The 22,142-nt window shown below is 50.1% G+C and carries 21 protein-coding genes and 2 pseudogenes; 8 read left to right on the top strand and 15 right to left on the bottom strand.

Going from position 1 to position 22,142, the window contains the following annotated elements:
* Positions 1-104: 104 nt before the first annotated feature.
* The 7 genes from RCA23_RS11660 (at position 105) to RCA23_RS16880 (ending at position 6,674) form a co-directional block, all read left to right on the top strand.
* Complete coding sequence (locus RCA23_RS11660; RefSeq protein WP_044050469.1) at positions 105-1,370, top strand: tyrosine-type recombinase/integrase; 1,266 nt, start codon at positions 105-107, stop codon at positions 1,368-1,370.
* Positions 1,367-1,825, top strand: coding sequence for a hypothetical protein (locus RCA23_RS11665; protein ID WP_044050470.1), 459 nt, complete (start codon positions 1,367-1,369; stop codon positions 1,823-1,825). The genes RCA23_RS11660 and RCA23_RS11665 overlap by 4 nt, the downstream gene beginning before the upstream one ends.
* 400 nt (positions 1,826-2,225) lie before the next feature.
* Complete coding sequence (locus tag RCA23_RS11670) at positions 2,226-2,666, top strand: hypothetical protein (RefSeq protein ID WP_044050471.1); 441 nt, start codon at positions 2,226-2,228, stop codon at positions 2,664-2,666.
* A gap of 113 nt (positions 2,667-2,779) precedes the next feature.
* Positions 2,780-3,829 (top strand): hypothetical protein, encoded by a 1,050-nt coding sequence (locus RCA23_RS11675; protein ID WP_169701404.1) that lies wholly within the window; start codon positions 2,780-2,782, stop codon positions 3,827-3,829.
* Positions 3,829-5,157 carry a virulence-associated E family protein gene (locus RCA23_RS16055; protein WP_052377155.1) on the top strand — a complete coding sequence of 443 codons (1,329 nt, stop codon included), beginning with the start codon at positions 3,829-3,831 and terminating at the stop codon, positions 5,155-5,157. The genes RCA23_RS11675 and RCA23_RS16055 overlap by 1 nt, the downstream gene beginning before the upstream one ends.
* A gap of 540 nt (positions 5,158-5,697) precedes the next feature.
* Positions 5,698-6,498, top strand: a complete 801-nt coding sequence (locus RCA23_RS11685) for an ABC transporter substrate-binding protein (RefSeq protein ID WP_044050473.1) — start codon at positions 5,698-5,700, stop codon at positions 6,496-6,498.
* Between the two features lie 41 nt (positions 6,499-6,539).
* The gene (locus tag RCA23_RS16880; protein WP_268870328.1) at positions 6,540-6,674 is read left to right on the top strand and encodes a hypothetical protein; all 135 of its coding nucleotides are present in this window, start codon (positions 6,540-6,542) and stop codon (positions 6,672-6,674) included.
* 76 nt (positions 6,675-6,750) lie between these two features.
* On the opposite strand, the gene RCA23_RS11690 is transcribed toward RCA23_RS16880, so the two are convergent.
* From RCA23_RS11690 to moaA, 9 genes and pseudogenes are all read right to left on the bottom strand, one after another.
* Positions 6,751-7,458, bottom strand: a complete 708-nt coding sequence (locus tag RCA23_RS11690) for an IS6 family transposase (protein ID WP_044049162.1) — start codon at positions 7,456-7,458, stop codon at positions 6,751-6,753.
* Between the two features lie 443 nt (positions 7,459-7,901).
* Positions 7,902-9,164: a molybdenum cofactor synthesis domain-containing protein gene (locus RCA23_RS11695; protein ID WP_044050474.1), complete on the bottom strand. Its 1,263-nt coding sequence runs from the start codon at positions 9,162-9,164 to the stop codon at positions 7,902-7,904.
* Entirely contained in the window at positions 9,161-9,658 is a 498-nt protein-coding gene (gene mobB / locus RCA23_RS11700) for a molybdopterin-guanine dinucleotide biosynthesis protein B (protein ID WP_044050475.1), read from the bottom strand. Before mobB ends, RCA23_RS11695 begins: the two co-directional genes overlap by 4 nt.
* Complete coding sequence (locus RCA23_RS11705) at positions 9,655-9,975, bottom strand: glycosyltransferase family protein (RefSeq protein WP_052377156.1); 321 nt, start codon at positions 9,973-9,975, stop codon at positions 9,655-9,657. Before RCA23_RS11705 ends, mobB begins: the two co-directional genes overlap by 4 nt.
* Positions 9,972-10,862: a formate dehydrogenase accessory sulfurtransferase FdhD gene (locus RCA23_RS11710; protein WP_044050476.1), complete on the bottom strand. Its 891-nt coding sequence runs from the start codon at positions 10,860-10,862 to the stop codon at positions 9,972-9,974. The genes RCA23_RS11705 and RCA23_RS11710 overlap by 4 nt, the downstream gene beginning before the upstream one ends.
* 619 nt (positions 10,863-11,481) lie before the next feature.
* Positions 11,482-11,925, bottom strand: a complete 444-nt coding sequence (locus RCA23_RS11715) for a molybdenum cofactor biosynthesis protein MoaE (RefSeq protein WP_044050477.1) — start codon at positions 11,923-11,925, stop codon at positions 11,482-11,484.
* A gap of 3 nt (positions 11,926-11,928) precedes the next feature.
* Positions 11,929-12,174 (bottom strand): molybdopterin converting factor subunit 1, encoded by a 246-nt coding sequence (gene moaD, locus RCA23_RS11720; protein WP_044050478.1) that lies wholly within the window; start codon positions 12,172-12,174, stop codon positions 11,929-11,931.
* 243 nt (positions 12,175-12,417) lie between these two features.
* Positions 12,418-12,972, bottom strand: a pseudogene (locus RCA23_RS11725) (transposase); the annotation flags it as partial.
* Positions 12,973-13,509: 537 nt separating this feature from the next.
* Positions 13,510-14,517, bottom strand: coding sequence for a GTP 3',8-cyclase MoaA (gene moaA, locus RCA23_RS11730; RefSeq protein ID WP_044050479.1), 1,008 nt, complete (start codon positions 14,515-14,517; stop codon positions 13,510-13,512).
* 190 nt (positions 14,518-14,707) lie between these two features.
* Between moaA and RCA23_RS17025 the strand changes: the two are divergent.
* A pseudogene (locus RCA23_RS17025) lies at positions 14,708-15,406 on the top strand (IS6 family transposase).
* Positions 15,407-15,481: 75 nt separating this feature from the next.
* Here the strand turns inward: RCA23_RS17025 and RCA23_RS11740 are convergent.
* The 6 genes from RCA23_RS11740 to RCA23_RS11760 all read right to left on the bottom strand — a co-directional run bounded on the left by RCA23_RS11740 (position 15,482) and on the right by RCA23_RS11760 (position 22,099).
* Positions 15,482-16,198 (bottom strand): ATP-binding cassette domain-containing protein, encoded by a 717-nt coding sequence (locus RCA23_RS11740; protein WP_430903620.1) that lies wholly within the window; start codon positions 16,196-16,198, stop codon positions 15,482-15,484.
* Entirely contained in the window at positions 16,192-16,896 is a 705-nt protein-coding gene (locus RCA23_RS11745) for an ABC transporter permease (protein WP_044050480.1), read from the bottom strand. Before RCA23_RS11745 ends, RCA23_RS11740 begins: the two co-directional genes overlap by 7 nt.
* 30 nt (positions 16,897-16,926) lie before the next feature.
* Positions 16,927-17,055: a hypothetical protein gene (locus RCA23_RS16885; RefSeq protein WP_268870329.1), complete on the bottom strand. Its 129-nt coding sequence runs from the start codon at positions 17,053-17,055 to the stop codon at positions 16,927-16,929.
* A gap of 83 nt (positions 17,056-17,138) precedes the next feature.
* Entirely contained in the window at positions 17,139-18,515 is a 1,377-nt protein-coding gene (locus RCA23_RS11750) for a formate dehydrogenase subunit gamma (protein WP_081870961.1), read from the bottom strand.
* 82 nt (positions 18,516-18,597) lie between these two features.
* On the bottom strand, positions 18,598-19,191 hold the full coding sequence (gene fdh3B, locus RCA23_RS11755) for a formate dehydrogenase FDH3 subunit beta (RefSeq protein WP_044050481.1): 594 nt from the start codon (positions 19,189-19,191) through the stop codon (positions 18,598-18,600).
* Positions 19,192-19,204: 13 nt separating this feature from the next.
* Complete coding sequence (locus RCA23_RS11760; protein ID WP_044050482.1) at positions 19,205-22,099, bottom strand: formate dehydrogenase subunit alpha; 2,895 nt, start codon at positions 22,097-22,099, stop codon at positions 19,205-19,207.
* Positions 22,100-22,142 lie beyond the last annotated feature (43 nt).

Genomic DNA, 22,142 nt, shown 5'->3' on the forward strand with positions numbered 1-22,142 from the left:
CAAAACTATACTATCAGCAACTTACACGAATACCATGTTTTTATCTGTTGCAACTCGTCTGACCTAATGTGATTATTTATGGCGGGTAGGTAGAGGGATAAAAGATGCCAAAGAAGGTTGCGGAACTGTCTGCCAAGGAAGTGCGGGACCTAAAATACTCAGGTCGTGGGTTGAATATAACCTATTCCGTAGGTGGTGTTGCCGGCCTCTTGGTGCAGATCACATCGACAGGCGCACGCTCTTGGGTGTTGCGTACAATGATAGGAAGCAAGCGCCGCGAAATTGGCCTTGGCGGATTTCCTGACGTTTCTCTTTCTCAAGCCCGCGAGCGAGCACGTGAGGCCAAAGAAGCTATCCGCCAAGGCATTGACCCAATAGAGCAAAGACGCGCAGCACGGGCTGCGCTAAAAGCAGAACAAGCGCGCGGCTTGACCTTTGCAAAAGCTATGGAGGCGTATCTTGAAATCAAACTGACAGAGTTTGGCAACAGCAGACACCGCAAGCAATGGCGTGCCAGTCTGGATGCCTACGCCGTGCCAACCCTTGGCCCAATGTTGGTCAGTGAAATATCGGTCCATGAAATTGCCCGTGCTTTAGAGCCTATCTGGACCACGAAAACAGAAACAGCGTCCCGCTTGCGTGGTCGCATTGAGTCCGTAATGGCGTGGGCAACAGTGCAAGGTCACAGAGAAGGTGACAACCCTGCCCGTTGGCGGGGCAACCTCGACGCGATCCTGCCCAAGCCATCGAAGGTTGCCAAGGTTACACACCATCCCGCGCTTGCTCTTGCTGACATATCGTCATGGTTTGCCGATCTACGCAAACGCGACGGGATGGCGACGCAAGCGCTTGAATTCCTGACAATGACCGCAGCACGATCTGGGGAGGTGCGCGGCGCGACATGGGCCGAGATCGACATCAAGGCGGCTTTGTGGACAATTCCAGCAGATCGAATGAAAGCCAGCAAAGAACACCGCGTGCCACTCACAGCTGATGCAGTAGAATTGCTGAAGGCATTACCCAGAATGACAGGCAGCGAATTCGTTTTTCCTGCAGCACGTGGCGGGCAGTTGTCGGATATGAGCCTAAGCGCGTGCATGAACCGCATACACAAGGCCAAACCCGATCGATACTTAGACTCACGATCTGGACGCCCAGCGGTGCCACATGGGATTCGCAGCGCGTTTCGAGATTGGGCATCAGAGCACACCGACTATCCCCGCGAAATGGCTGAAATCAGTCTAGCACACACTGTCGGAAGTGAAGTCGAAAGAGCCTATCGACGCGGTGATCAGATGGAAAAACGGCGTGCTATGATGGCCGATTGGGGCAAGTTTTTAAATAACGGAATTGAGGGGCATAAGTCATGAAAGCCAAAACAAGGCTTGCCAGCAAAGCCAAGCCAGTAGCGGTTAAAATGGCAGTAGAATGTGAAAAACTGGCCCAAGAGGCAGGCGAAAAATATCGACTTGCGTTAACAAATGAGGACAAGTTCGCAGCACTGGAGGCGCAAAGTAGCTACAATCAACTGGCCGCCGACTGGCGTGCAACAGCACTTAGGGCCGAAGAATTAAGCCCGCAAAAATTTACGGGGCGCAACAATGGACCAAACGCGCAAACCCTTAAACGGGTTCAATTCATAAATGAAGTTTCAAGCGCGATTGGACCTGCAAGCCATGAAGCAATCGCATCCGAGGCAGCGGGTAAAAACTATGCAAAGAAAGCAAAGGCGTTATGGTCCGGAAAATCAATAGATCGCGAATCTAAGATACTGAACTTCATGAGGAATAACGCAAAAAATCTAAGTCTAACTTTCAAAGACTAGACCCCTTGGGGTGTTCTTTTTCGTCGGAATTTAGCTTCATTAATCTGCATCACTTTAAACAAAAAGGATGCATGACAATGCAAACAACGCTGACCCCCACACCCAAAAATAGAAGACAGGCTTTTCTTTCTGATCGACAGGTGGCTGAACGCTATAGCGTATCGCGGCAAACCCCATGGGGCTGGTTGAAAAAGGGCGTTGATTTCCCACAACCTATAAGTCTTTCACGAGGATGCACCCGCTGGCGGTTGGCAGACCTTGAAGCGTGGGAAAACGCACAGCACTCCACTCACAAGTAATATCTCGCCCGAAACGGTGACGGACGGGTCACACAAGGTGCTGGCCAGTATCTGTGCATACGCCGTGCATTCCTAGGGCAAAACCCCCAGAGGCAAAATCTATGAAGATTGAGCAACATATTGAAATTGGTAAGCCAACCGGTGAACCTATCGTACTCAAGGTGCTAGGAGATGACGAACTTAGCACAACCAACTCACCGATCGGACTTGAGCAATCAACTTATGCCAGCCCAATTGCGGCACAGCATAAGCCCTCCTCCCGCAGAGAGAGAGACGACCACTACGCAGACGTTGTTATCCATCTTAGCTCACGTTGGCGGATCATCGTCTGCAAAGATGGCATCCAGTGGATACTGCAGCAGCGTTCAGTAGCACTCCCGAACACAGGGACGTGGAGCGGTAAAAGCTACTCGACAACACGAAGCGGGCTGATGGCAGCCTGTTCGGACCGAGAACTGCTCTTAGACCCATCTGAGGGTCAGGCGCTCGACGCTCTGCCCTCCACTTTTCGCGAATTCATCACTGAGCGCCCCCGCTCATAAACAAACCGCGCACTCGAAAGCACGCGGTTTGCTGAATGTAGGTATAACTTGGGGAAGTAACCTACGTTCACGATAGCATGTTTCTTGGTGCGCCTCAATTGAAAGGCTCTCCCATGGACAGCACAATTAAGCTACTTCGTATCAATGGATCCCGCGACACACGCAGTTCCGTTGGTACAGACTATAACACCGTCACCTTCCATGACATCGCTGCAATGGCTGACTGTCCTCTCGCAGTGGCTAAACTTGACGCGCCCGCGTTTGTGGCATCGAGCTATGTCAGCTCCGACGCACGCTCACATGAAGTGCAGCGGCGGCACGGACAGTTCCACGCCTTTGTCGTTGATGTGGATGAGAACGGACCAACACTGGAGGCTGCAGATGCGGCCTTAACGGCCATCCTTAGCGACTGCGCCCGTATTATCTACTCCACAAGCAGCGCGTCAGCTGAGGCTCCTAAATGGCGTGCCATCGTGCCTTTCCTCACACCTATAAGCGGTATGCAGTATGAGCAGCTGCAACGCGCCTTGTTCGAGCTTCTACAGGCACATGGGATCGCTTGTGACAGCGCCATGCAGGGAGCCGCTCAGATGGCTTTCTTGCCCAATGTGCCGCCAGACAAGCGCGGTGAGGATGGTGCGCCAAAATATTATGAATATTTAGTGTGCCAAGCGGACAGTCTCTCGCATCCACCTAAATGCCTTTTGGACATGGCAGAGCAAATTGCGGAACGAGATATCGAGGCGCAGGCAATTGCGGCTGCAGTTGCGAAAGACAGAGCGCAACAAAGGCGGAAGCATCGTAAACACTCAGGGATGCTATCACCCATTGAGCAGTTCAATGCAGACCATGACCTAGCACAGGTGCTGTTAGAATGCGGCTGGGAGCCACGAGGACGTGCCTGCTACGCGTCGCCCTATTCTCAAAGCAAAGGGCCATCAGTCTATGTTTACGACCAGCGCGCAGTAAGTTTCACCAGTAGTGATGCAGGTCAGCTCGGCAAAGAGACATCTAATGGCTGGACGACCTATGACGCTTGGGATGTCTTTGTGGCGCGCGTACACGGCGGCAGCGAGCGGGCTGCTCTGGAGAATTACTGCGAAGTGTCCGGCTACAACCAAGTCAAACTGCATACCATTGTTAAAAAGTGGGGGCAGTCGTGATGGAACCGAATAAACTTCAACACACCGCAGTCGATACATCGAAAAAACCTGTTGAGTTCGGCGATGGTCGTGTGGCGCCTAACCTCGAACATTTGGCGCTCGACGTTTCTAAAGATGGTATAGCTAAATCTCTCAGTAATATGGTCACGATACTGGACGGATTGAGTTGTTGGACTGGAGTGTTTGCTTTCGACGAGCTTGCAGAACAGATTATGGTCCTCCGCCCCCTACCCAACAGCCGCGGCAATCCGAACTTCCACAATCCTCGGCCATTGCGAGATGAAGATATCAGCACCGTCAAGATTTGGCTGAACCGTCGCCTAAAATGGGAGACAGTGAATAAAACTGAAGTATTCGATGCCATTCAGCTAGCAGCTCGTGAACGTATTATCTCACCCATCCGTCATTATATTGAGGGGCTGCCCCCCATGGAGGTGGACGAGGCACATGATTTTCTTACCGAGGTGTTGAACACGCACTTCAGCCTACGCCGATACGGCGAGCATCCAGATGCAATACGATATTCGGAACTGGTATTTCGAAAATGGTTAATCTCAGCTGTTGCACGCGCACTGCGGCCTGCCTGTAAGGCTGACCACGTGTTGATCCTTGAGGGCGCACAGGGCGCAGGTAAGTCCACAGCTATTCGTATTCTGTGCGGTGACGCATACTTTGGAGACAGCCTACCAAAGCTCGATAGCAAAGATGCGGCTGATTATGTGCGCGGAAAGTGGATAATTGAGCTGGCAGAATTGTCATCCGTATCGAAGACGGAGGTCGAGCATGTGAAGGCTTTTATCACCCGCACCGAGGAAAAGTTCAGACCAGCCTATGGGCGTAACGAAATCGCCTACCAGCGCCGCTGCGTGTTTATTGGAACCACAAACCGCACGGACTACCTGCGTGATGAGACAGGCAACCGCCGGTTCTGGCCTATTAAACTTGAGACGGTTGATGTGGCCACCATAGAGAAGGACCGAGATAGGATTTGGGCAGCGGCCAAGGCGCTCTATGATGCTGGCGAGCAATGGTGGCTGACAGATGCCGAGGCGCTGCTGGCAGAGGCACAGCAAGAACGGCGCACAGCAGTCGACCCTCTTTATGATGAGGTGGCAGAATGGCTCAGTTCAACCAAAAAGATGGAAACCTGCATGCGAGAAATTATGCAACAGGTAGCCTTTGTCGATGAAGCGACGTCAGCCGCCGCTATGACACCACTTATGCAGCACCGTATCCGAGGTGCGCTTAATGCGGCAGGCTTTGAAAGCACAGGACGGAAGTTCAGCGCCGGCGACTACAAGGGCATGACGAAGTTCGCGCTTGTGTAGCGCAAGGCGCGATAGCCCCCACACGGCGAAAAAAGAGGGGAGCGTAGCGGTGGAGCAAGCCTCCGCTGCGCGCTTTCCGCCCCTATTAGAGGGGAGCGGTGGAGCGAGTGGAGCAAATATACCGAAACAAATACAACATATATAACCTTTTGTTTTACAATGTATATTCAGGTATAATTGGGAAACGATGTTTTACACCGCGGTGGCGTTGCGTAAGTTACATGGAATTTGCTCCACTCGCTCCACCGCTCTACTTTGGCGCCCAGCCGTCTGCATACTTTTCTCACAGGCTGATCCAAGATCTCGCGGCTTCCTCTTTCCTGCTCCGGCCTACATCGAAAAATCTTCAGGAATGCCAAGCTTCACCTCAAATTGTGTCGAGGTCTTATTTGCGAATGGAGTGACGCCTCACGGCAGGCGACAAATGTCCATTTAAGTAAACCGTGTATAGAGTGGTCGCTTTTGAGCGTGAGGATCCAGAGGTAGATAGATATCCAATTATAAAGCAATGCAAAATTTCTGAGTGGAAGGAAATCCAATATGTTTAAAGTATTAATTGTTATTCTGTCGCTTGCGCTGACCAGCGGCACAGCAATTGCGGACGCGATGAAGCTGGCCGTGACCACTTCATTCGAAAACTCCGGTCTGGCTGACGTGCTACTCCCTCAAATTAAAACTGATCTTGATATTGACGTTCAGCTTTTGGTCGTGGGTACCGGGCAAGCGATACGTTTAGGTGAAGCAGGGGATGTCGATGCTATATTGGTGCATTCGAAAAACGCGGAAGAAGCCTTTGTTGAAGCAGGTCACGGAAAATATCGGCGAGAGATCATGTATAACGATTTTGTGTTGATTGGCCCAGTGGGTGATCCAGCAGGTATTTCTGACGACTCAACGGCGGTTAAAGCCATGCAGAACATTGCCCGGACAGAAGCCTTGTTTGTAAGCCGAGGTGATGACAGCGGCACTCACAAGGCTGAACTTGCCATTTGGCGCAGTGCAGATTTAGACCCTGCGAATTTTGGAGAATGGTATAACTCCGTAGGTGCAGGAATGGGCGCTGCCCTCAACACTGCAGCCGGGCTTGATGCATACATCCTAGCTGACCGAGCCAGCTGGTTAAAGTTTGGTAACAAGTCTGGATTAGGTTTGCTTTATTCGGGCGATCCGGCACTGTTCAACCAATACGCATATTTGCCAGTCAACCCAGCAAAGTACTCTCATGTCCGCAATGATCTAGCAGTGCAGCTTGAGGACTGGCTTGTCAGCGATAGAGCGAAGGATTTGATCGATGGATATATGATCAATGGTGAAACATTGTTTGTGTTCAACGCAGAATAACTTCGTGTATATTTAGAGTGTACGCTGGCGGCGGTGGAGTGATGCGCCGCTCAGACATTGATGGCCGAGGTTATAAAGAAGCATCTATAGCACTGGTAAGCGACCCAAAATTTTTGCAAGCACATATCGAAAATGAACATCCTTTTGGTATATGCAGCACCAAAATTGCAGCATAACTTCCTCCGTGAAATGGTTCCAACGGTGCTGTCAGACTAATGAGAACTCGCATCGGATTGCTGGCGCAGCTTTAATCTATGCGCTCAATAGTTGGCGCCACTCAGCAAGAGCGGCGGTTCGATTGATCTTGAAATTGTCTCGTGAGTAGAAGTGGCGCTCCTGATTGAAATGGTTGTGGACTGAAGAGTGGACGGCAGCGAACTTTTGCAAACATCGCATCTGTCGAAAGCGGAGCATAGCGCGTTCTCGTCGTCGAAACGGCAAGTGGGAATTCTCAGCCCGATTATTTACCCAGCGACCCGTTTCCTGCCGATCCGCATTGCCAACAACTTTCATTGCAGCGCCATAGGAACGTAGTTTGTCCGTCACAACTACTTCTGGCCCGCCGTAGCGCTTCATTGCTTTTCTGAGAAATTTCAAAGCCGCTTTGCGGTCTCGGCGCTTGGTTACATAACTTTCCAGCACCTCACCTTCGTGATCAACGGCGCGCCAGAGATAATGTGTCTCTCCATTTATCTTTACGAAGACCTCGTCCAAGTGCCATTGCCAGTTCGAATAAGATCGCATCCTACTGACCCGGTTTCTTCGTATCTCAGCAGCAAACATCGGACCAAATCTATTCCACCAAAACCGAACTGTTTCGTGGCTGACCTCAATGCCTCGTTCGTGCAGAAGATCTTCCACGTTACGGAGTGAGAGCGGAAAACGAACATACAGCATCACAGCCAAGCGGATGATCTCAGGGCTCGTTTTAAAGTACCTGAACGGGGAGTGTTTTGTCATACGGAGAGGCTACGAGACCACCCTGCACGTCTCAAGCTCGTTTTGTCTGACAGTGCCCTAAAAAATGCTGTCCATCTTCGCTATAAGCAAACATCATAGTTTCTCCCCAGACTCTTGAGGTTCTACGAAGCTTCAGATTCGCACAAAGGTTTTACTTAAGTCTCTTTTGGAGAGTCACTAGTTTGCAACACAGAATAACTGAGGTGCTGTCAGGAAAATAAAACTCGCATAAAGTTACTGTTCCACTCTGGATCTGTACAGGCAATAGTAGGCTTCACTCAGCTACAGAGGCGACACGATTTATCTAAAAGGCGAGTACTTTGTCATTTACGGACACTACAAACCCACACTGGCCACTTCAACCGAGTTTGATCTGACAATACCACTTGCCCGCCTCAAGCAAGGCTGCAAACGACCCAATGACGGGGCAAAAGCGCCCTAGGTTATAGGCCGTAGCTTCCAAGAGGAATGTAACGCACAAGATCCCCTTTATTGATCTGTTGTGCTTCTTCAGTCAATTCAACAAGGCCATCAGCCCAACTCAGTCCGCTAATACGACCCGATCCCTCAGAACCAAAGACGTCAACCTGTCCATCACATATGCGAGCACGCAAATACTCGCGCCGCCCCTCGTTTTTCGATTTGGTGAAATTTGCGGGCACATCATAGCCGACAGGAGCCACCCATCCCGCGCCAGCCAATTGGGCCATTGCTGGGCTTGCGAATACCAAAATACACACCATTGCTGCCACAGGGTTACCAGGCAGACCAAATACGGGTGTATTGTTCCAAAGACCCAAGGCCAAAGGACGTCCTGGTTTGATCGCGATCCGCCACATTTGCATTGCGCCAACCTCTGTCAATAGTGACGAAACATGATCCTCATCCCCTGCTGACGCACCACCACTGGTAATAACAACGTCAGCCTTGCGAGCCGCATCGTCCAAAACGCGGCTTAAGGCGGCACGATCGTCGGCGCAGCGCCCCATGTCCACAGGCACGTGGCCCATTGCAGTGATCATCGATAACAGCATCGGACGGTTCGCATCAAAAATCTGATCTTGCTTAGCTGTTTCACCCGCTTCAACCAGCTCATCACCTGTTGAGACAACAGCCACGCGCAAACGCACACGTACATCAACTTGATCTACCCCAGTCGCGGCTAATATAGCCATATCTGCGGCAGTCACGCGAAGACCCGCCTTTAAGATGACATCACCCTTATGAACATCTTCACCAGCGCGGCGGGTATTGGCACCCGCTTTAATTGGGCCGTTGAAAGCAATCTGGCCATCAGCAACCGTCACATCTTCTTGAAGAACCACAGTGTCCACGCCAGTTGGCAATGCCGCACCGGTTAATATACGAACGGCCTGCCCCACTGGAACAACACTGGTCAATCGCGGGCCCGCAGCAGCGCGTTCATCTGATAGCAGCAAGACATGTGGACCCTCTGGACGACCTCCAGCAAACCCATATCCATCCACAGCAGTGTTAGGCAAAGGTGGGTTAGCACGTGGCGCAACCACGTCATCTGCCAAGACCCGCCCCATTGCCCGAGATACATGAACGGTTTCGCTCCCCGTTACAGGCGTCAAGCGTTCACGCAGCAGCGCCAATGCTTCATCAACAGGTGTCCAATGAACACCAGCAGGCAATGCAAAACAGTCGTTACGCAGTGGTGGGGGCGTGATTAGGCCACTCATTTAATTAGCCCCACCTCACTCAGAATAAAATCGGCAACCGCGACAGTATCGTCCAGATCAAACACAGGACGATCAAGTGGCATCGGTGTGTTAGATGCAACAGCGCGAATAGTCAGATCCCCCGTCGCGATTAAAGGGTTGTTTGTCTGAGCGCGAAACGCCTCGATCTTTGAATGCCCATCGCGTTTATACCCCTCGATCAGAACCAAGTCGACAGGTGCCAGCTTGCCCAACAACTCATTCAGTGTTGGTTCATCATCGGCACGCATCTCGTGCATCAATGCAAACCGGTTGCGCGAGGCTAACAAAACTTCACGGGCACCGGCGATTCGGTGGCGGTAGCTGTCCTTGCCCTCCTGATCCACATCAAAAGTATGGTGGGCATGTTTAACAGTTGAAACGCTGAAACCGTATCCAGAGATTTCTGTAACTAGCCGTTCCATCAATCCAGTTTTACCCGCATTCTTCCAACCTACCACGCCATAAACTTTCATATCATCGCCTTTGCCTGTGCCAAATCTTCGGGTATTTTTACGTTAAAGAACGGATCTACCTGATCAATAGGGAACATGGCCAACCGCCCATCATGACTGTCGGTCCATTGCACAACTTTACGCACACCACCCAATCGGGCCGCGCGCAAATATTCACACAAAGAGACGGGCCAAAGTCCAAAAGTGGGAGGGCGAGAGGTGCCACGTGTAGGATCAGGTGTCGCTGCTATAACCAAAGGCTGCGTCATCCCTTCATCCTCGAGGTCTAGCCGTGTGGCCAATCTCCCTGCCGGAACGACGCCCAATGAACCGCTCATGTCTTGCCGCCTTTACGCCCAGACTTGCGTGGTTCATCTTTAACGACGCTTGGATCAGCGTCCCAAATAAGGCGTTCCTTACCACTTAAACACACGAAACGTTGCCCACGCATCCGCCCAATCAAGGTCAGCCCAACTTGCTGCGCAATCTCGACACCCCAAGCGGTAAATCCCGAACGCGACGCCAGAACAGTTATGCCCATGATCGCCGTTTTAATCACCATTTCTGAAGTTAAACGCCCTGTAGTATAAAGGATCTTGTCTTCAGCACTTATGCCTTCTTGCAGCATCCAACCCGCAATCTTGTCGACCGCATTGTGACGGCCAACGTCTTCCATATAAACCAAGGGACGATCTTCCTGACACAAGACAGTTCCGTGAATGGCACCCACTTCAAGATACAGGCTAGACGTTCGGTTGATCTTGGCCGCCAAAGAATAGAGCCACGAAGTACGAACACTGGTTTGCGCCAGTTCAAGTCCCTCAAGACCTTCCATCATATCGCCAAATACAGTCCCGACAGCGCACCCACTGGTACGGGTTTTCTTTGCTAGCTTTTCTTCGTGATTGGTCACTGTTTGTGTGCGCACGACGACAGTTTCCAGTTCGTCGTCATAATCAATGCCAGTGACAACATCATCGTCAGCCAACATTCCTTGGTTTTTCAAAAAACCTAAAGCCAGATATTCAGGGTAATCCCCAATAGTCATAGCGGTTACAATTTCTTGGCGATTTAGGAAGATCGTCAACGGCCGCTCTTCTACAACGGACAAAGTCGTTTCCGCACCAGTATGGTCTGTCCCAACAACGCGGCGGGTCAGTCCAACCTTTGCCGGATCAGGCGCGACCAAGTACTCACCCATGTTATCTGATCTTGCCAATTGCATCCCTACCTTTTGAAAATTAGTCGTTTGAGGATAATCTAAGAGCTCCACATGACATACACCGCCACAAAATCCGTCTACTGTATGGGCGTTCGCGACAGGGCACCAAGACCGTACCGTTTCGTGGCAAATATGGGTTCCACTTTCACAAATGATGTCTTCCACCCAGAGAATCCATAAGTAACGTATCTAAAACTTCACTACTAGTTAAATGATTTTGACAAAATTCTTGAAGTATTTAAATAGGTTTTGTGTAGCCCTTCATAAAATTCCGAGACCAACCAATCCGACGTCCAGTTAGCATAATAATCCCTAATTAATGGTACAGCAGTCTAATAAATTGTTTATTGCGTAAGTCTGCAAAAGCCTGTTTTAACTCTATGCATGTTTTCAATAAAATCAGTCTATCTCGTAATAATGGTTTTTAACTTTTTAACCCAGCGGTTCATGATCCCGTTCCTTTGCCTTTTCTTACCAAAAATCAAAGAAAGCTACGAAATGCGCTAACTTTGGAAGTTGTCAAATTTGGTGGATGACACAAAACTACGCGCAGCGCTTCCATCGAAAGAAGCCATCCTGCTCACAGAGCGTCTAAAGAGGTGTTGGTTCTGTAAACCCAAGCTCACCAGCGGGTTAGTGCGTCCTCATCATCTGCCTTTGACGCAACCCAGTGTTCGCCAGTGTCAGCGATCTCACGCTTCCAAAAAGGGGCGCGGGATTTGAGGTGGTCCATAAGGTATTCAGCTGCTTCAAACGCATCTTTGCGATGCTTAGATGCGGTGGCCACCATCATAATCAACTCACCCGGTGCAAGACGTCCATGGCGATGAATGATAAGAGCGTCGCCAAGCGCCCAGCGATCAATCGCGGTTTGCGCAATCTCTGTCAGGGCGGCTTCGGTCATGCCGGCGTAATGTTCGATTTCCATCGCCCTTAACGGATCATAAGGAAGGTCACGTACGATACCAGTGAAGGTCACAATCGCACCCATTTCTTTGTGACCAGCCGCAAAGGTTGTCGTTTCAGCACCAAGATCGAAGGGCTGTTCTTGAACAACAATGCGCATGGCTTAGCCGCCTGTCATGGGTGGGAAGAATGCAACCTCACGCACACCCTCAAGCGGCGCATCAAAGTCAACCAGTTCTTGGTCTACTGCGACACGAAGGGCGGTAAGGTCAGAAAACGCCAAGTCATAACGTTCTTCGCGCAAACGCAACTCACCCACTAAATCTAACACTGTTGCAGCAGATGTTTCAACTTGTTCGCGCGGGATGCCAATACGTTCACGTACCCACGCAAAGTACAAAAGGTCCATTACTTCTCGTCCTTAAGATACGGGACCACTTTACGGGAATGGTCGTTTCCAGTGATCGCGGTCAGTTAGGTTGCAAGACGGATGGCTGACAGTATGTCAGGTATTGTCCAATTCACACCACTACGGTTAACGTCCTTATGGCTTTGGTAAAAGGGGAGCATCACCACATTGCTATCTATTTCGTGTTAATTACGAATATCAGCTCGGGAGCTATTGTCGAGACTAGTGTTTAAAGATTGTTATTCATGCGGCGATCTGGTTAGGTTTGGTGGCTTCAATTCCATCTTTGAACATGACGCTTGTGATGACTTTGGCAATGTAGTCAAATTTTAGCCAGTTTTGCTCGGCGTATATGCCCAGCTTGAACATCATGTGCAGCATGCCATCGCATGACAGACAGCCCTTCGAGCGCTTGGTCCTGAGCCGGATCGTTGCAAAGGCGGATTTTATCGGATTGCTAGTGCGGATGCTTTGCCTATGCTGGGCCAGAAAATCGAAGAATGCCATGAGTTCTGTGCGGTCTTTTTGTGGGCATAACGCCGCATTGGGGTATTTTGACTCATACGTTTCGATGAACAGATTGAACGCCTTCTCCGCGTCCACCTTGGTCTCGGATTGCCAGATATTGTGAATCGCGTCTTTGGCCTTTGGCTGAGATAGCTTCGGCGAGCAGTTGAGTACGTTCATCGTTTTTTGTTGCCTGCACCGCTGCCGATGGGTCTCAGGATACACTTCATCCACTGCTGCTCAGAACCCCATGGTACCGTCCCCAATGGCCAGCTTTAGGGCATTCATTCCTTATTCGTTTCCATTGTGGTGGATCACCTTCGGTTGGGCTGCTGTCACGCAACAACAAAACAACCAGACGCGCCGCAAACCTGCAAACCGCAAAATTATTAGATACAGTCATTACTGCCAGCTTGGCTGAAAGTAATCGTGTAGCTTTTGGGGAATATCCTAAAACGCGCGGGAGCATCTGTTGGAATCACTATGAGCGGTGAAACTACCAAGTCTGCGGCTGATATCTTCGGAGTTCACAATATGCTGAGATTCTCTGTCAGTTGGTATAAAATCACAGTAACTCGTGGAATATTTGGTGGCGGCGTATTTATCGGCTTGCCCCATTTATCACGTTTTGGGATTATAAAGCGGACTGCCAGTACTTGCCTGTTTAGATAGCCTGTTTAAAGACCTCTAGATGATCTACGAAGCCATCAGGAAGTTTTCCAGTATTAACATATCAGTCTGTTTACGTTCAAAATGTATGTTTTTTTCCAGAGAAGGTAACCGGTTCGCTAAGGCAGAGTTTTATTTCGCCCACAAACTACCCTCAAATCACCCGCCAGTGTGGCTCATGTGTCTTGGCATTTGGCCGTCGAGTTGTTGGCGCGAGTAATCAAAATCATGCCCCTTTGGCTTCATCGCGATTGAGGCGCGGATGGCGTCCTCTAGTGGGCCGTTGTCATATGGATGGGCGCGCAACGGGGCGCGCAGGTCTGCCATGTCTTCTTGGCCCAAGCACAGATAGATTTCGCCGGTACAGGTCAGGCGCACGCGGTTACAGCTTTCGCAGAAATTGTGGCTAAGTGGGGTGATGAACCCGATTTTCTGCCCTGTTTCTTCCAGTCGCACGTAACGCGCAGGGCCACCTGTGCGTTCGGCCAGTTCTGTAACGGTGTAATGTTCGCTGTATTTGGCCTGAACATCCTTGAGTGACCAATATTGGCTTAGGCGATCCTCGTTGCCGATGTCACCCATTGGCATAACTTCGATCCATGTTAGGTCCATGCCCATTTCTGCACACCACTGGGTGATATGTTGCAGTTCAGGTTCGTTAAAGCCTTTTAGGGCCACCGCATTGATCTTGACCTTTAGCCCAGCCTTGAGTGCTGCATCGACGCCGCGCCGCACTTGGGGGAGGCGGCCCCAGCGGGTGATGTCTGCGAATTTCTTCTCGTCCAGTGTATCGAGTGAGATGTTCACGCGGCGCACACCTGCAGCGAACAGATCGTCTGCGTGTTTCTCAAGCTGGCTGCCATTGGTGGTCAGCGTCAGTTCCTTGAGCGTTCCAGATACAAGGTGGCGGGTCATACTGTCAAAGAAGGTCATGATCCCTTTGCGCACCAAAGGTTCACCACCCGTAATACGCAGTTTTTCAACACCCAGACCGATAAAGGTTGAACACATGCGGTCCAATTCTTCTAACGTTAGCAGTTCCTTTTTGGGCAGGAACGTCATGTTTTCAGACATGCAGTAGACACAGCGAAAATCGCAACGATCCGTCACGGAAACGCGCAGGTAATTGATGGCGCGTGCGAAGGGGTCAACAAGAGGTGCATTCATAGGTCTATAGGTAGGGATGCGCCTAGTGCAGGGCAAGAGGAAAAGGGCGATTGAAGCCGATGCGCATGCAAGCTTAGATAGGAATATGAAACAAATTATCACGATGACCGTTATCGGGGCCAGTTTGGCCAGTTGTGCGGTATTATCAGACAAATTTGACGTAACGTTAGTTGATACCTAATTTTTATGAATAACAACACAAAAACCATTTAAGCACTTCAAGACTTTGCCCAAAATCATCCGATTGGCAGTAATGTAGTACATACGTTATGCGTTGATCTTTCACCAAGTGTAAGACATCTTGCATGAACGTGGAATAGATATCTGTCACGAAACAGTTTGTTTTTGGGTATATCAGTTTGGGTCAAAGTTCGCGCAAGAAATCCGTAAGAATAGAGCAGGGCGACATTCAAACTGGTAATGGCACCTGAATGAAGTTTTTGTGAAAATAAATGGAAAAACATTTTTACTTGTGGCGCGCTGTTGATCACAAAGGCGAAGTTCTTGAATGCCTTGTTACAAAGCGACGAAACAAGGCCGCAGCAAAGAAATTTCTCAAAAATAATTCGAAAACACGGATCACCCAAGATTATCACGACAGACAAGCTGGCGTCTTATGGCGCGGCTTTTCGTAGGATTGGAATTGCTGACACACAGGTTTGCAGCGGCCGGGCAAATAAATCAGTGTGAAAATTTGCACATGCCATTTCGACGACGAGAAAGGGCGATGCAGCGTTTCAAGACGGTTGCGGCACTTCAGAAATTTGTTCGTTATCACAGTCTAATATACAATCACTTCAATTATGAAAGACACCCAGAAAGCACACAGACTTATAAGCGAAAACGCAGTGACGCTTTCATTGAGTGGTTTCAAATCTGCACTTTATAAATTTGTATGATCGTGGTGCTTTGAGCACCTGTTAGGCTTTGTCTGACAACACCAGAAGAATAGCCATAAGAAGGATTATTCTACGATATCTCCATTTAAAAAGGCAGACGCACCGACAGAACCGGGCGCGTCAAAAAACGCAGTGGCAGAGGCTTGTTCCTCAATCTGCCCCTTATTTAAGAAGACCACATGATCCGCCAGACGCCGGGCCTGTCCAAGATCATGCGTGGTCATGATAATTTGAGCACCTGCCTGGACCGCTTCTCGCAAAATCTCTTCAATCTCACGAATGGAACTCCCATCCAGATTTGCGCAGGGCTCATCAAGAAACAATGTATTTGGGCGGCGGATCAAGGCCCGTGCCAGAGCCAGCTTTTGCTGTTCACCTCCCGATAAGCTCAGGGCTGGAAAATAAAGTGCCGCGCTCAAACCAATTCGAACTGCCCATTTAGTCACTCTTGCGGAAATATCCGCCTTATCCAAGCCAAGTAACTGCAACGGATAGGCGAGATTAGCTCTCACCGAGCGTCGCAGCATAATGGGGCTCTGAAATACATAGGCTTGACCGTCACGGGCAGTTTGCGAAGGAACGGACCAGGACATCCAACCGCTCGAGGTCCGCTCAACTCCATGTAATACTTTGAGCAAAGTGGTTTTGCCTGCGCCGTTTGGTCCAAGAACCATTGTAAATCCTGCATTCGGCAAGTCCAATGTTATTGGCCCCAGAACAATTTTACCGCGGCGTCTTACTACCACGTCTTGCAGGGATACTGACATATCTTGTTTCACCAGCGGCCCTCGCTTTCGGTGCGCGACAGGGCATGTATTGTCAAATTCACTAAGAGGCTCAGAGTTATAAGTATAAAGCCCAGCCCCAATGCCAGCGCAAAATCGCCCTTGCCGGTTTCCAAGGCAATCGCCGTTGTCAAAACACGGGTCACTTGATCGATATTCCCCCCCACAATCATAATTGCCCCCACCTCTCCAATGGCGCGACCAAATCCAGCTAAGGCCGCGGTCAGCAATGTGTGACGACCATCCCAAATGAGAGCGCCGACCCTTTGCCGCTTGGTGGTGTTAAGAGAAATCAGAAGATCATGATATTCAAACCAAAGTTCACGCATAGCTTGATGTGTAATTGATGCAATCAATGGGCTGATTATGATGACCTGAGCAATAATCATAGCAGTTGGCGTGAACAGCAGGCCCATAACACCAAAAGGACCAGAGCGCGACAACAGCATATAGACAATCAATCCCACAACAACTGGTGGCAGCCCCATCAAAGCATTAAGCACCGATATGGTAAAGCGACGGTAACTAAAGCGGTGAATGGCCAACCATGTGCCAAGAGGCAGTGCAAGCGTTGAAGCGATGACCAAGGCGGTTAAGCTGACTTTCAAAGATCTTACGGTGATATCGATCAGATCTTCATCTAAGGACCAAATAAGCCGGAATGCCTCCGCTATGCCAGCCCATATTTCAATCATGTTAAAGTTGTCCCAGTGATTATACTAAGTTTAGGGATCGAGCCGAACAGCGGAACTGGAAGTGCGTTCTTGACTGGAGAATCCAGCCTGACTTAAAAAAAGGTTTGCCCCGATCGCAATAGCCAGTATCGCAAAAAATGCAGCGAACATCGATTTCATTTTTCTCTCCTTACGTGGATATCTGACACGTAGATAGTCTTGCTCAACACAAAACCTGCACCTCAAGTGACCGCGGGATCCAATTATGTATCATTTGCTGGTTTCTTCGGCTTCGCTGCCGTCGTTTTATTCGCTGTGGTTTTGGTCGGAGCAGACTTGGCTGATTTTGGGTCAGTGGCCTTTTTATGTTTCACCTCTGACGACCTCGCAGATTTCATTATAGTGGATTTCTTAGAGATCTTAGCAGAGGCGTTCGGTGCCGTCGGCTTTTTCGCTGCAGCTGCAGTTGCATTCGGCACTTGCGGACCCAAAACCTCTTCAACCCATAAAGAATGATGCTCCCGGGCCCATTGCTCCTCTACCTCGCCAGAACCCATAGCGTCATAGGCGCCTTCCATACCAAGCGAGCCAATGTAAATATGCGCCAGAATAATCGCCATCAGCACAAAGCTGACGATCGAATGCCAAAGTTGCGAATATTGCATTTCCTCATGCGGAGCCAAAACCTCTCGCAGCTCGCCAAAGCCCAAATAGGCGCCAAGGCCAGTGGCATTTACCTTAACAAAAGTGGCAGCAAACATCTCAAATTGGAACGGAAACAACAACGACACTCCGGACACCGAAATAGAACTGCCCAAAACAATCACAGACCAAAAAATCAGTTTTTGACCGGCATTGAATTTTTTCGCGGGTGGATGCCCTCGCGAAAAGATACCACCACCTTTTACGAGCCAGTTTATATCCGAACGATGGGGGATATTGTCGACTACCCAAAAAACAAAAATTAAGACAAGAGCGATTATGAAAGCCCAGGAAACATTGTTGTGAATCCATTTTGAGCCAATTGCTAAAACTGAAAATGCCTCATGTCCAAACGCTGGAATGAGAAACTTCCGTCCCATGAGGGTAATCAAACCCGTCGCACCCAGCAGCAAGAAAGATCCTGCCAACAGCCAATGAGCAAATCGTTCCGCCGCTTTAAACCTTATTATCTTATTGCCTGTTTTTTTCCCATCAATTTTGATGCGACCTCTGATTAAATAGAATAGTCCCAAAAGGCCAATCATCCAAAGTAAAAGACCGCCACCATATTTAATCAATGGGCCTGACCGTAGGTTAAGCCATCTCATGCCGCCGTCTTGGATCAGAACCTCTGCAGCCGGTCCTGAATTGGAGGCCGTAATATCAGCGAGGCCAAAGCGTAGAGCACGCCAGAGTTCCGGGTCAGAATTTCCACCTAAAGTGCCCAATTGTTTTGAAATTTCCGCAGCACTGGCAGCGTCCCCAGTGGCTTCACTGCGAAAGCTATTGTCCACTTCTTCACCACGTTGCCGCGCCATAATATCTTCAAGCGTCTGAGCGCCGCCCGTTGAATTTCTGTCAGGGGCTTCTGTGCTTTGCGCAAACGCCAACGATACAAATGATAGGTTGAAAATTAGAGCAATCAGTATACGCGTCATGGCGGATCCCCAAAAGTTTTAGGTCAAAGGGGCGATCCATATTTGGATCGCCCCTCCATTTCAGGATGTCAAAAATTGCGGATCATCCGCCTTTTTGGCTATAGGCTGTACCCCAGCCCCAAGCGCCAGATCCAAAGCCACGGGACACAACCCGCTCGCGATAAATGCCCGACACAACATCACCGTCTCCAGCCAACAGCGCCTTGGTGGCACACATCTCGGCACAGATTGGCAATTTGCCTTCTGCTATCCGGTTGCGGCCATACTTTGCAAACTCAGCTGTTGAATGGTTTTCCTCTGGACCACCGGCACAGAAGGTACATTTGTCCATCTTGCCGCGGGAGCCAAAGTTGCCCGCCTGTGGAAACTGTGGTGCACCGAAGGGGCATGCATAAAAGCAATACCCACAACCAATGCACAGATCCTTAGAGTGTAGGACCATCCCTTCGTCGTTCTGATAGAAACAATCCGTAGGGCAGACAGCCATACAAGGCGCATCCGAACAGTGCATACAGGCTACCGAAATTGATCTCTCGCCCGGCGAGCCATCATTGATAGTGACGACTTTCCGGCGATTGATCCCCCAAGGTACTTCATGCTCATTTTTACAGGCAGTCACGCAAGCGTTGCATTCAATGCAGCGTTCCGCGTCGACGAGAAATTTTGCTCTTGCCATTTCTCAGGTCTCCTTATGCTGTCCAGATTTTGCAGAGAGTGGCTTTTGTCTCCTGCATCTGGGTCACTGAATCATAGCCATAGGTTTGCGCGGTGTTTGAGCTTTCCCCTAAAACGAAGGGGTCTGCGCCATCAGGATATTTATCCCTCAGATCCACACCTTCCAAATGACCGCCAAAGTGGAATGGCATAAAGGCAACGCCTTCACCCACCCGTTCAGTTACCATGGCCATCACTTTGACCTTGGCGCCCTCAGGACCTTCCACCCAAACTTGCGCACCGTCACGCACACCAAGATTATTTGCATCTCGCGTGTTTATTTCGACGAACATATCTTGCTGTAACTCCGCAAGCCATGGGTTCGAACGCGATTCATCTGCGCCGCCCTCATATTCCACCAAACGACCTGATGTTAGTATCATGGGATACTCTTTGGAGAAATCTTGCTTCTGGATTGAAGCATACATTGTCGGAAGGCGATAGAACTTGCGATCCTCATATGTTGGATAATCTTCAACCAAATCTCTGCGGTTGGTATAAAGTGGTTCACGATGAACGGGAACGGGATCTGGGAATGTCCAGACCACGGCCCGTGCTTTTGCGTTTCCAAATGGGGCGCATTCATGAGCAATGGCTACCCGCTGGATCCCACCGGAAAGGTCGGTTTTCCAGTTGGTCTTTGGTCCAGCAATCCCATCAATAACAGCCCGCTCCTGTGCGGTCAGTTCACTGTCCCACCCAAGGTCCATCAACATCTGCATTGTAAATTCAGGGTATCCATCTTTGATATCCGAATCTTTGCTGTAGACGCCTTCAGCCAACATGTTGTCCCCATCACGCTCCACGCCAAAGCGGGCGCGGAAGGTCAAGCCGCCCTCAGACACGCGTTTAGACATGTCGTAAAGGTTTGGAGTTCCCGGATGGTTCATTTCTGCAGAACCCCAAGATGGCCATGGAAGACCGTAGTAATCTCCATCGGCTGGGCCACCAACTGCTTGCAGCGTTGTGCGATCAAAGGTGTGTTGGTTGGCCATGTGCATCTTAATGCGTTCCGGACTTTGGCCGGTATAACCAATTGTCCACATACCTCGGTTAAACTCTCGCGTAACCGATTCAATATTTGGCGTTTCAGGATCTTCCATTTCGATATTTCTAAAGAAACGATCCGCCCAACCAAATTTATTCAAAAATTTGGCCATGATGACGTGATCAGGCAAGCTTTCGAATAGTGGATCAACCACTTTTTCTCGCCACTGGAATGATCTGTTGGACGCAGTCACTGAACCACGCGTTTCAAACTGGGTACAGGCTGGCAGCAAGTAAACGCCATCTGTCCGGTCGTGCAAAATTGCAGAAACAGTTGGATATGGATCCACGACGACGAGCATATCGAGCTGCTCCATCGCAGTTTTCATTTCCTTCAGTCGCGTTTGTGAGTTAGGAGCGTGCCCCCAAAGAACCATGGCGCGCACCTTATCGGGATTGTCCATGTTGTCAGGATCTTCTAACACGCCATCAATCCAACGCGATACTGGAATACCAGTTAAGTTTTGGAGAGATTTCTCTTTGCCTTGAGCGTCTTTGGTCACATCAAACTGCCCCTTAAGCCAGTCTGCGTCTTCCTCCCAAACACGGGCCCAATGGGCCCAAGCGCCTGCGGACAGACCGTAGTATCCTGGAAGTGTATGACTAAGCACACCCAAATCAGTCGCGCCTTGAACATTACAATGACCGCGGAAGATGTTTGTACCACCGCCAGTTGTTCCCATATTGCCAAGAGCCAATTGCAAGATGCAATAGGCACGGGTGTTGTTGTTACCATTGGTGTGTTGTGTTCCGCCCATGCACCAAATCACGGTACCAGGCCGGTTGTTGGCCAAAGTGCGCGCAACTCGATGCAACTGTTCACCAGGTGCACCAGTTACACGTTCAACCTCTTCCGGGGTCCATTTTTTGACCTCTTCTTGAATTTGGTCCATGCCCCAAACACGGGTACGGATGAACTCTTTGTCTTCCCAACCGTTTTCGAAGATATGCCACAGTATACCCCATACTAGCGCCACATCAGAGCCGGGACGGAAGCGTACATACTCATCCGCATGAGCAGCGGTGCGTGTAAACCGCGGATCACAGACGATCACCGGCGCATTATTCTGCTCTTTGGCCTTCAAAAGGTGTAGTAGGGAGACCGGATGCGCCTCAGCTGGATTGCCCCCGATGATGAATATTGCTTTTGAATTATGGATGTCATTATAGCTGTTGGTCATGGCGCCGTAGCCCCATGTATTTGCAACACCTGCAACCGTTGTTGAGTGACAAATACGGGCTTGGTGGTCGACGTTATTCGTTCCCCAATAAGCCGCAAATTTGCGGAACATATAAGCTTGCTCATTGCTGTGTTTTGCAGATCCAAGCCAATAAACAGAATCTGGCCCGCTCTCCTTGCGAATCTTCATCATGCCATCGCCGATTTCATCAATCGCCTGGTCCCAGCTGATGCGCTTCCATTCACCACCCTCTTTTTTCATAGGGTATTTCAAACGACGTTCCCCATGAGCGTGCTCGCGTACCGCGGCACCTTTGGCGCAATGGGCGCCCAGGTTAAATGGGCTGTCCCATCCAGGTTCTTGACCTGTCCACACACCATTGCTCACCTCAGCAATCACCGTGCAGCCCACCGAGCAGTGTGTGCACACTGATTTGATCGTCTGGACCGCACCGTCCACAGCTGAAGCAGCTGAAGCCTGCGTCACAGCGCCACCTGTTGCGGAAATAGCCGCAAGGCCACCAATCGCCAAACCACTCCCACGCAGGAACGCGCGTCGGTCTACAGATTTCTGTGCAACATCTGACAGGATACCAGTCCGTTGGGAGCGTCTCGCAACCCCGTTGGTCTTTTTCCTTAACATTTTCTTCCTCCCTTGCTTGCGCGAGCTTTGCCCGTGCTTGCTT

The organism is Planktomarina temperata RCA23 (assembly GCF_000738435.1).
Taxonomy (GTDB): Bacteria; Pseudomonadota; Alphaproteobacteria; order Rhodobacterales; family Rhodobacteraceae; genus Planktomarina; species Planktomarina temperata.

Coding starts and splice junctions, on each gene's coding strand:
- RCA23_RS11660 (WP_044050469.1), top strand. CDS start 105: ATGCCAAAGAAGGTTGCGGAACTGTCTGCCAAGGAAGTGCGGGACCTA.
- RCA23_RS11665 (WP_044050470.1), top strand. CDS start 1,367: ATGAAAGCCAAAACAAGGCTTGCCAGCAAAGCCAAGCCAGTAGCGGTT.
- RCA23_RS11670 (WP_044050471.1), top strand. CDS start 2,226: ATGAAGATTGAGCAACATATTGAAATTGGTAAGCCAACCGGTGAACCT.
- RCA23_RS11675 (WP_169701404.1), top strand. CDS start 2,780: ATGGACAGCACAATTAAGCTACTTCGTATCAATGGATCCCGCGACACA.
- RCA23_RS16055 (WP_052377155.1), top strand. CDS start 3,829: ATGGAACCGAATAAACTTCAACACACCGCAGTCGATACATCGAAAAAA.
- RCA23_RS11685 (WP_044050473.1), top strand. CDS start 5,698: ATGTTTAAAGTATTAATTGTTATTCTGTCGCTTGCGCTGACCAGCGGC.
- RCA23_RS16880 (WP_268870328.1), top strand. CDS start 6,540: ATGCGCCGCTCAGACATTGATGGCCGAGGTTATAAAGAAGCATCTATA.
- RCA23_RS11690 (WP_044049162.1), bottom strand. CDS start 7,458: ATGACAAAACACTCCCCGTTCAGGTACTTTAAAACGAGCCCTGAGATC.
- RCA23_RS11695 (WP_044050474.1), bottom strand. CDS start 9,164: ATGAGTGGCCTAATCACGCCCCCACCACTGCGTAACGACTGTTTTGCA.
- mobB (WP_044050475.1), bottom strand. CDS start 9,658: ATGAAAGTTTATGGCGTGGTAGGTTGGAAGAATGCGGGTAAAACTGGA.
- RCA23_RS11705 (WP_052377156.1), bottom strand. CDS start 9,975: ATGAGCGGTTCATTGGGCGTCGTTCCGGCAGGGAGATTGGCCACACGG.
- RCA23_RS11710 (WP_044050476.1), bottom strand. CDS start 10,862: ATGCAATTGGCAAGATCAGATAACATGGGTGAGTACTTGGTCGCGCCT.
- RCA23_RS11715 (WP_044050477.1), bottom strand. CDS start 11,925: ATGCGCATTGTTGTTCAAGAACAGCCCTTCGATCTTGGTGCTGAAACG.
- moaD (WP_044050478.1), bottom strand. CDS start 12,174: ATGGACCTTTTGTACTTTGCGTGGGTACGTGAACGTATTGGCATCCCG.
- moaA (WP_044050479.1), bottom strand. CDS start 14,517: ATGAATGCACCTCTTGTTGACCCCTTCGCACGCGCCATCAATTACCTG.
- RCA23_RS11745 (WP_044050480.1), bottom strand. CDS start 16,896: ATGATTGAAATATGGGCTGGCATAGCGGAGGCATTCCGGCTTATTTGG.
- RCA23_RS16885 (WP_268870329.1), bottom strand. CDS start 17,055: ATGAAATCGATGTTCGCTGCATTTTTTGCGATACTGGCTATTGCGATC.
- RCA23_RS11750 (WP_081870961.1), bottom strand. CDS start 18,515: ATGACGCGTATACTGATTGCTCTAATTTTCAACCTATCATTTGTATCG.
- fdh3B (WP_044050481.1), bottom strand. CDS start 19,191: ATGGCAAGAGCAAAATTTCTCGTCGACGCGGAACGCTGCATTGAATGC.
- RCA23_RS11760 (WP_044050482.1), bottom strand. CDS start 22,099: ATGTTAAGGAAAAAGACCAACGGGGTTGCGAGACGCTCCCAACGGACT.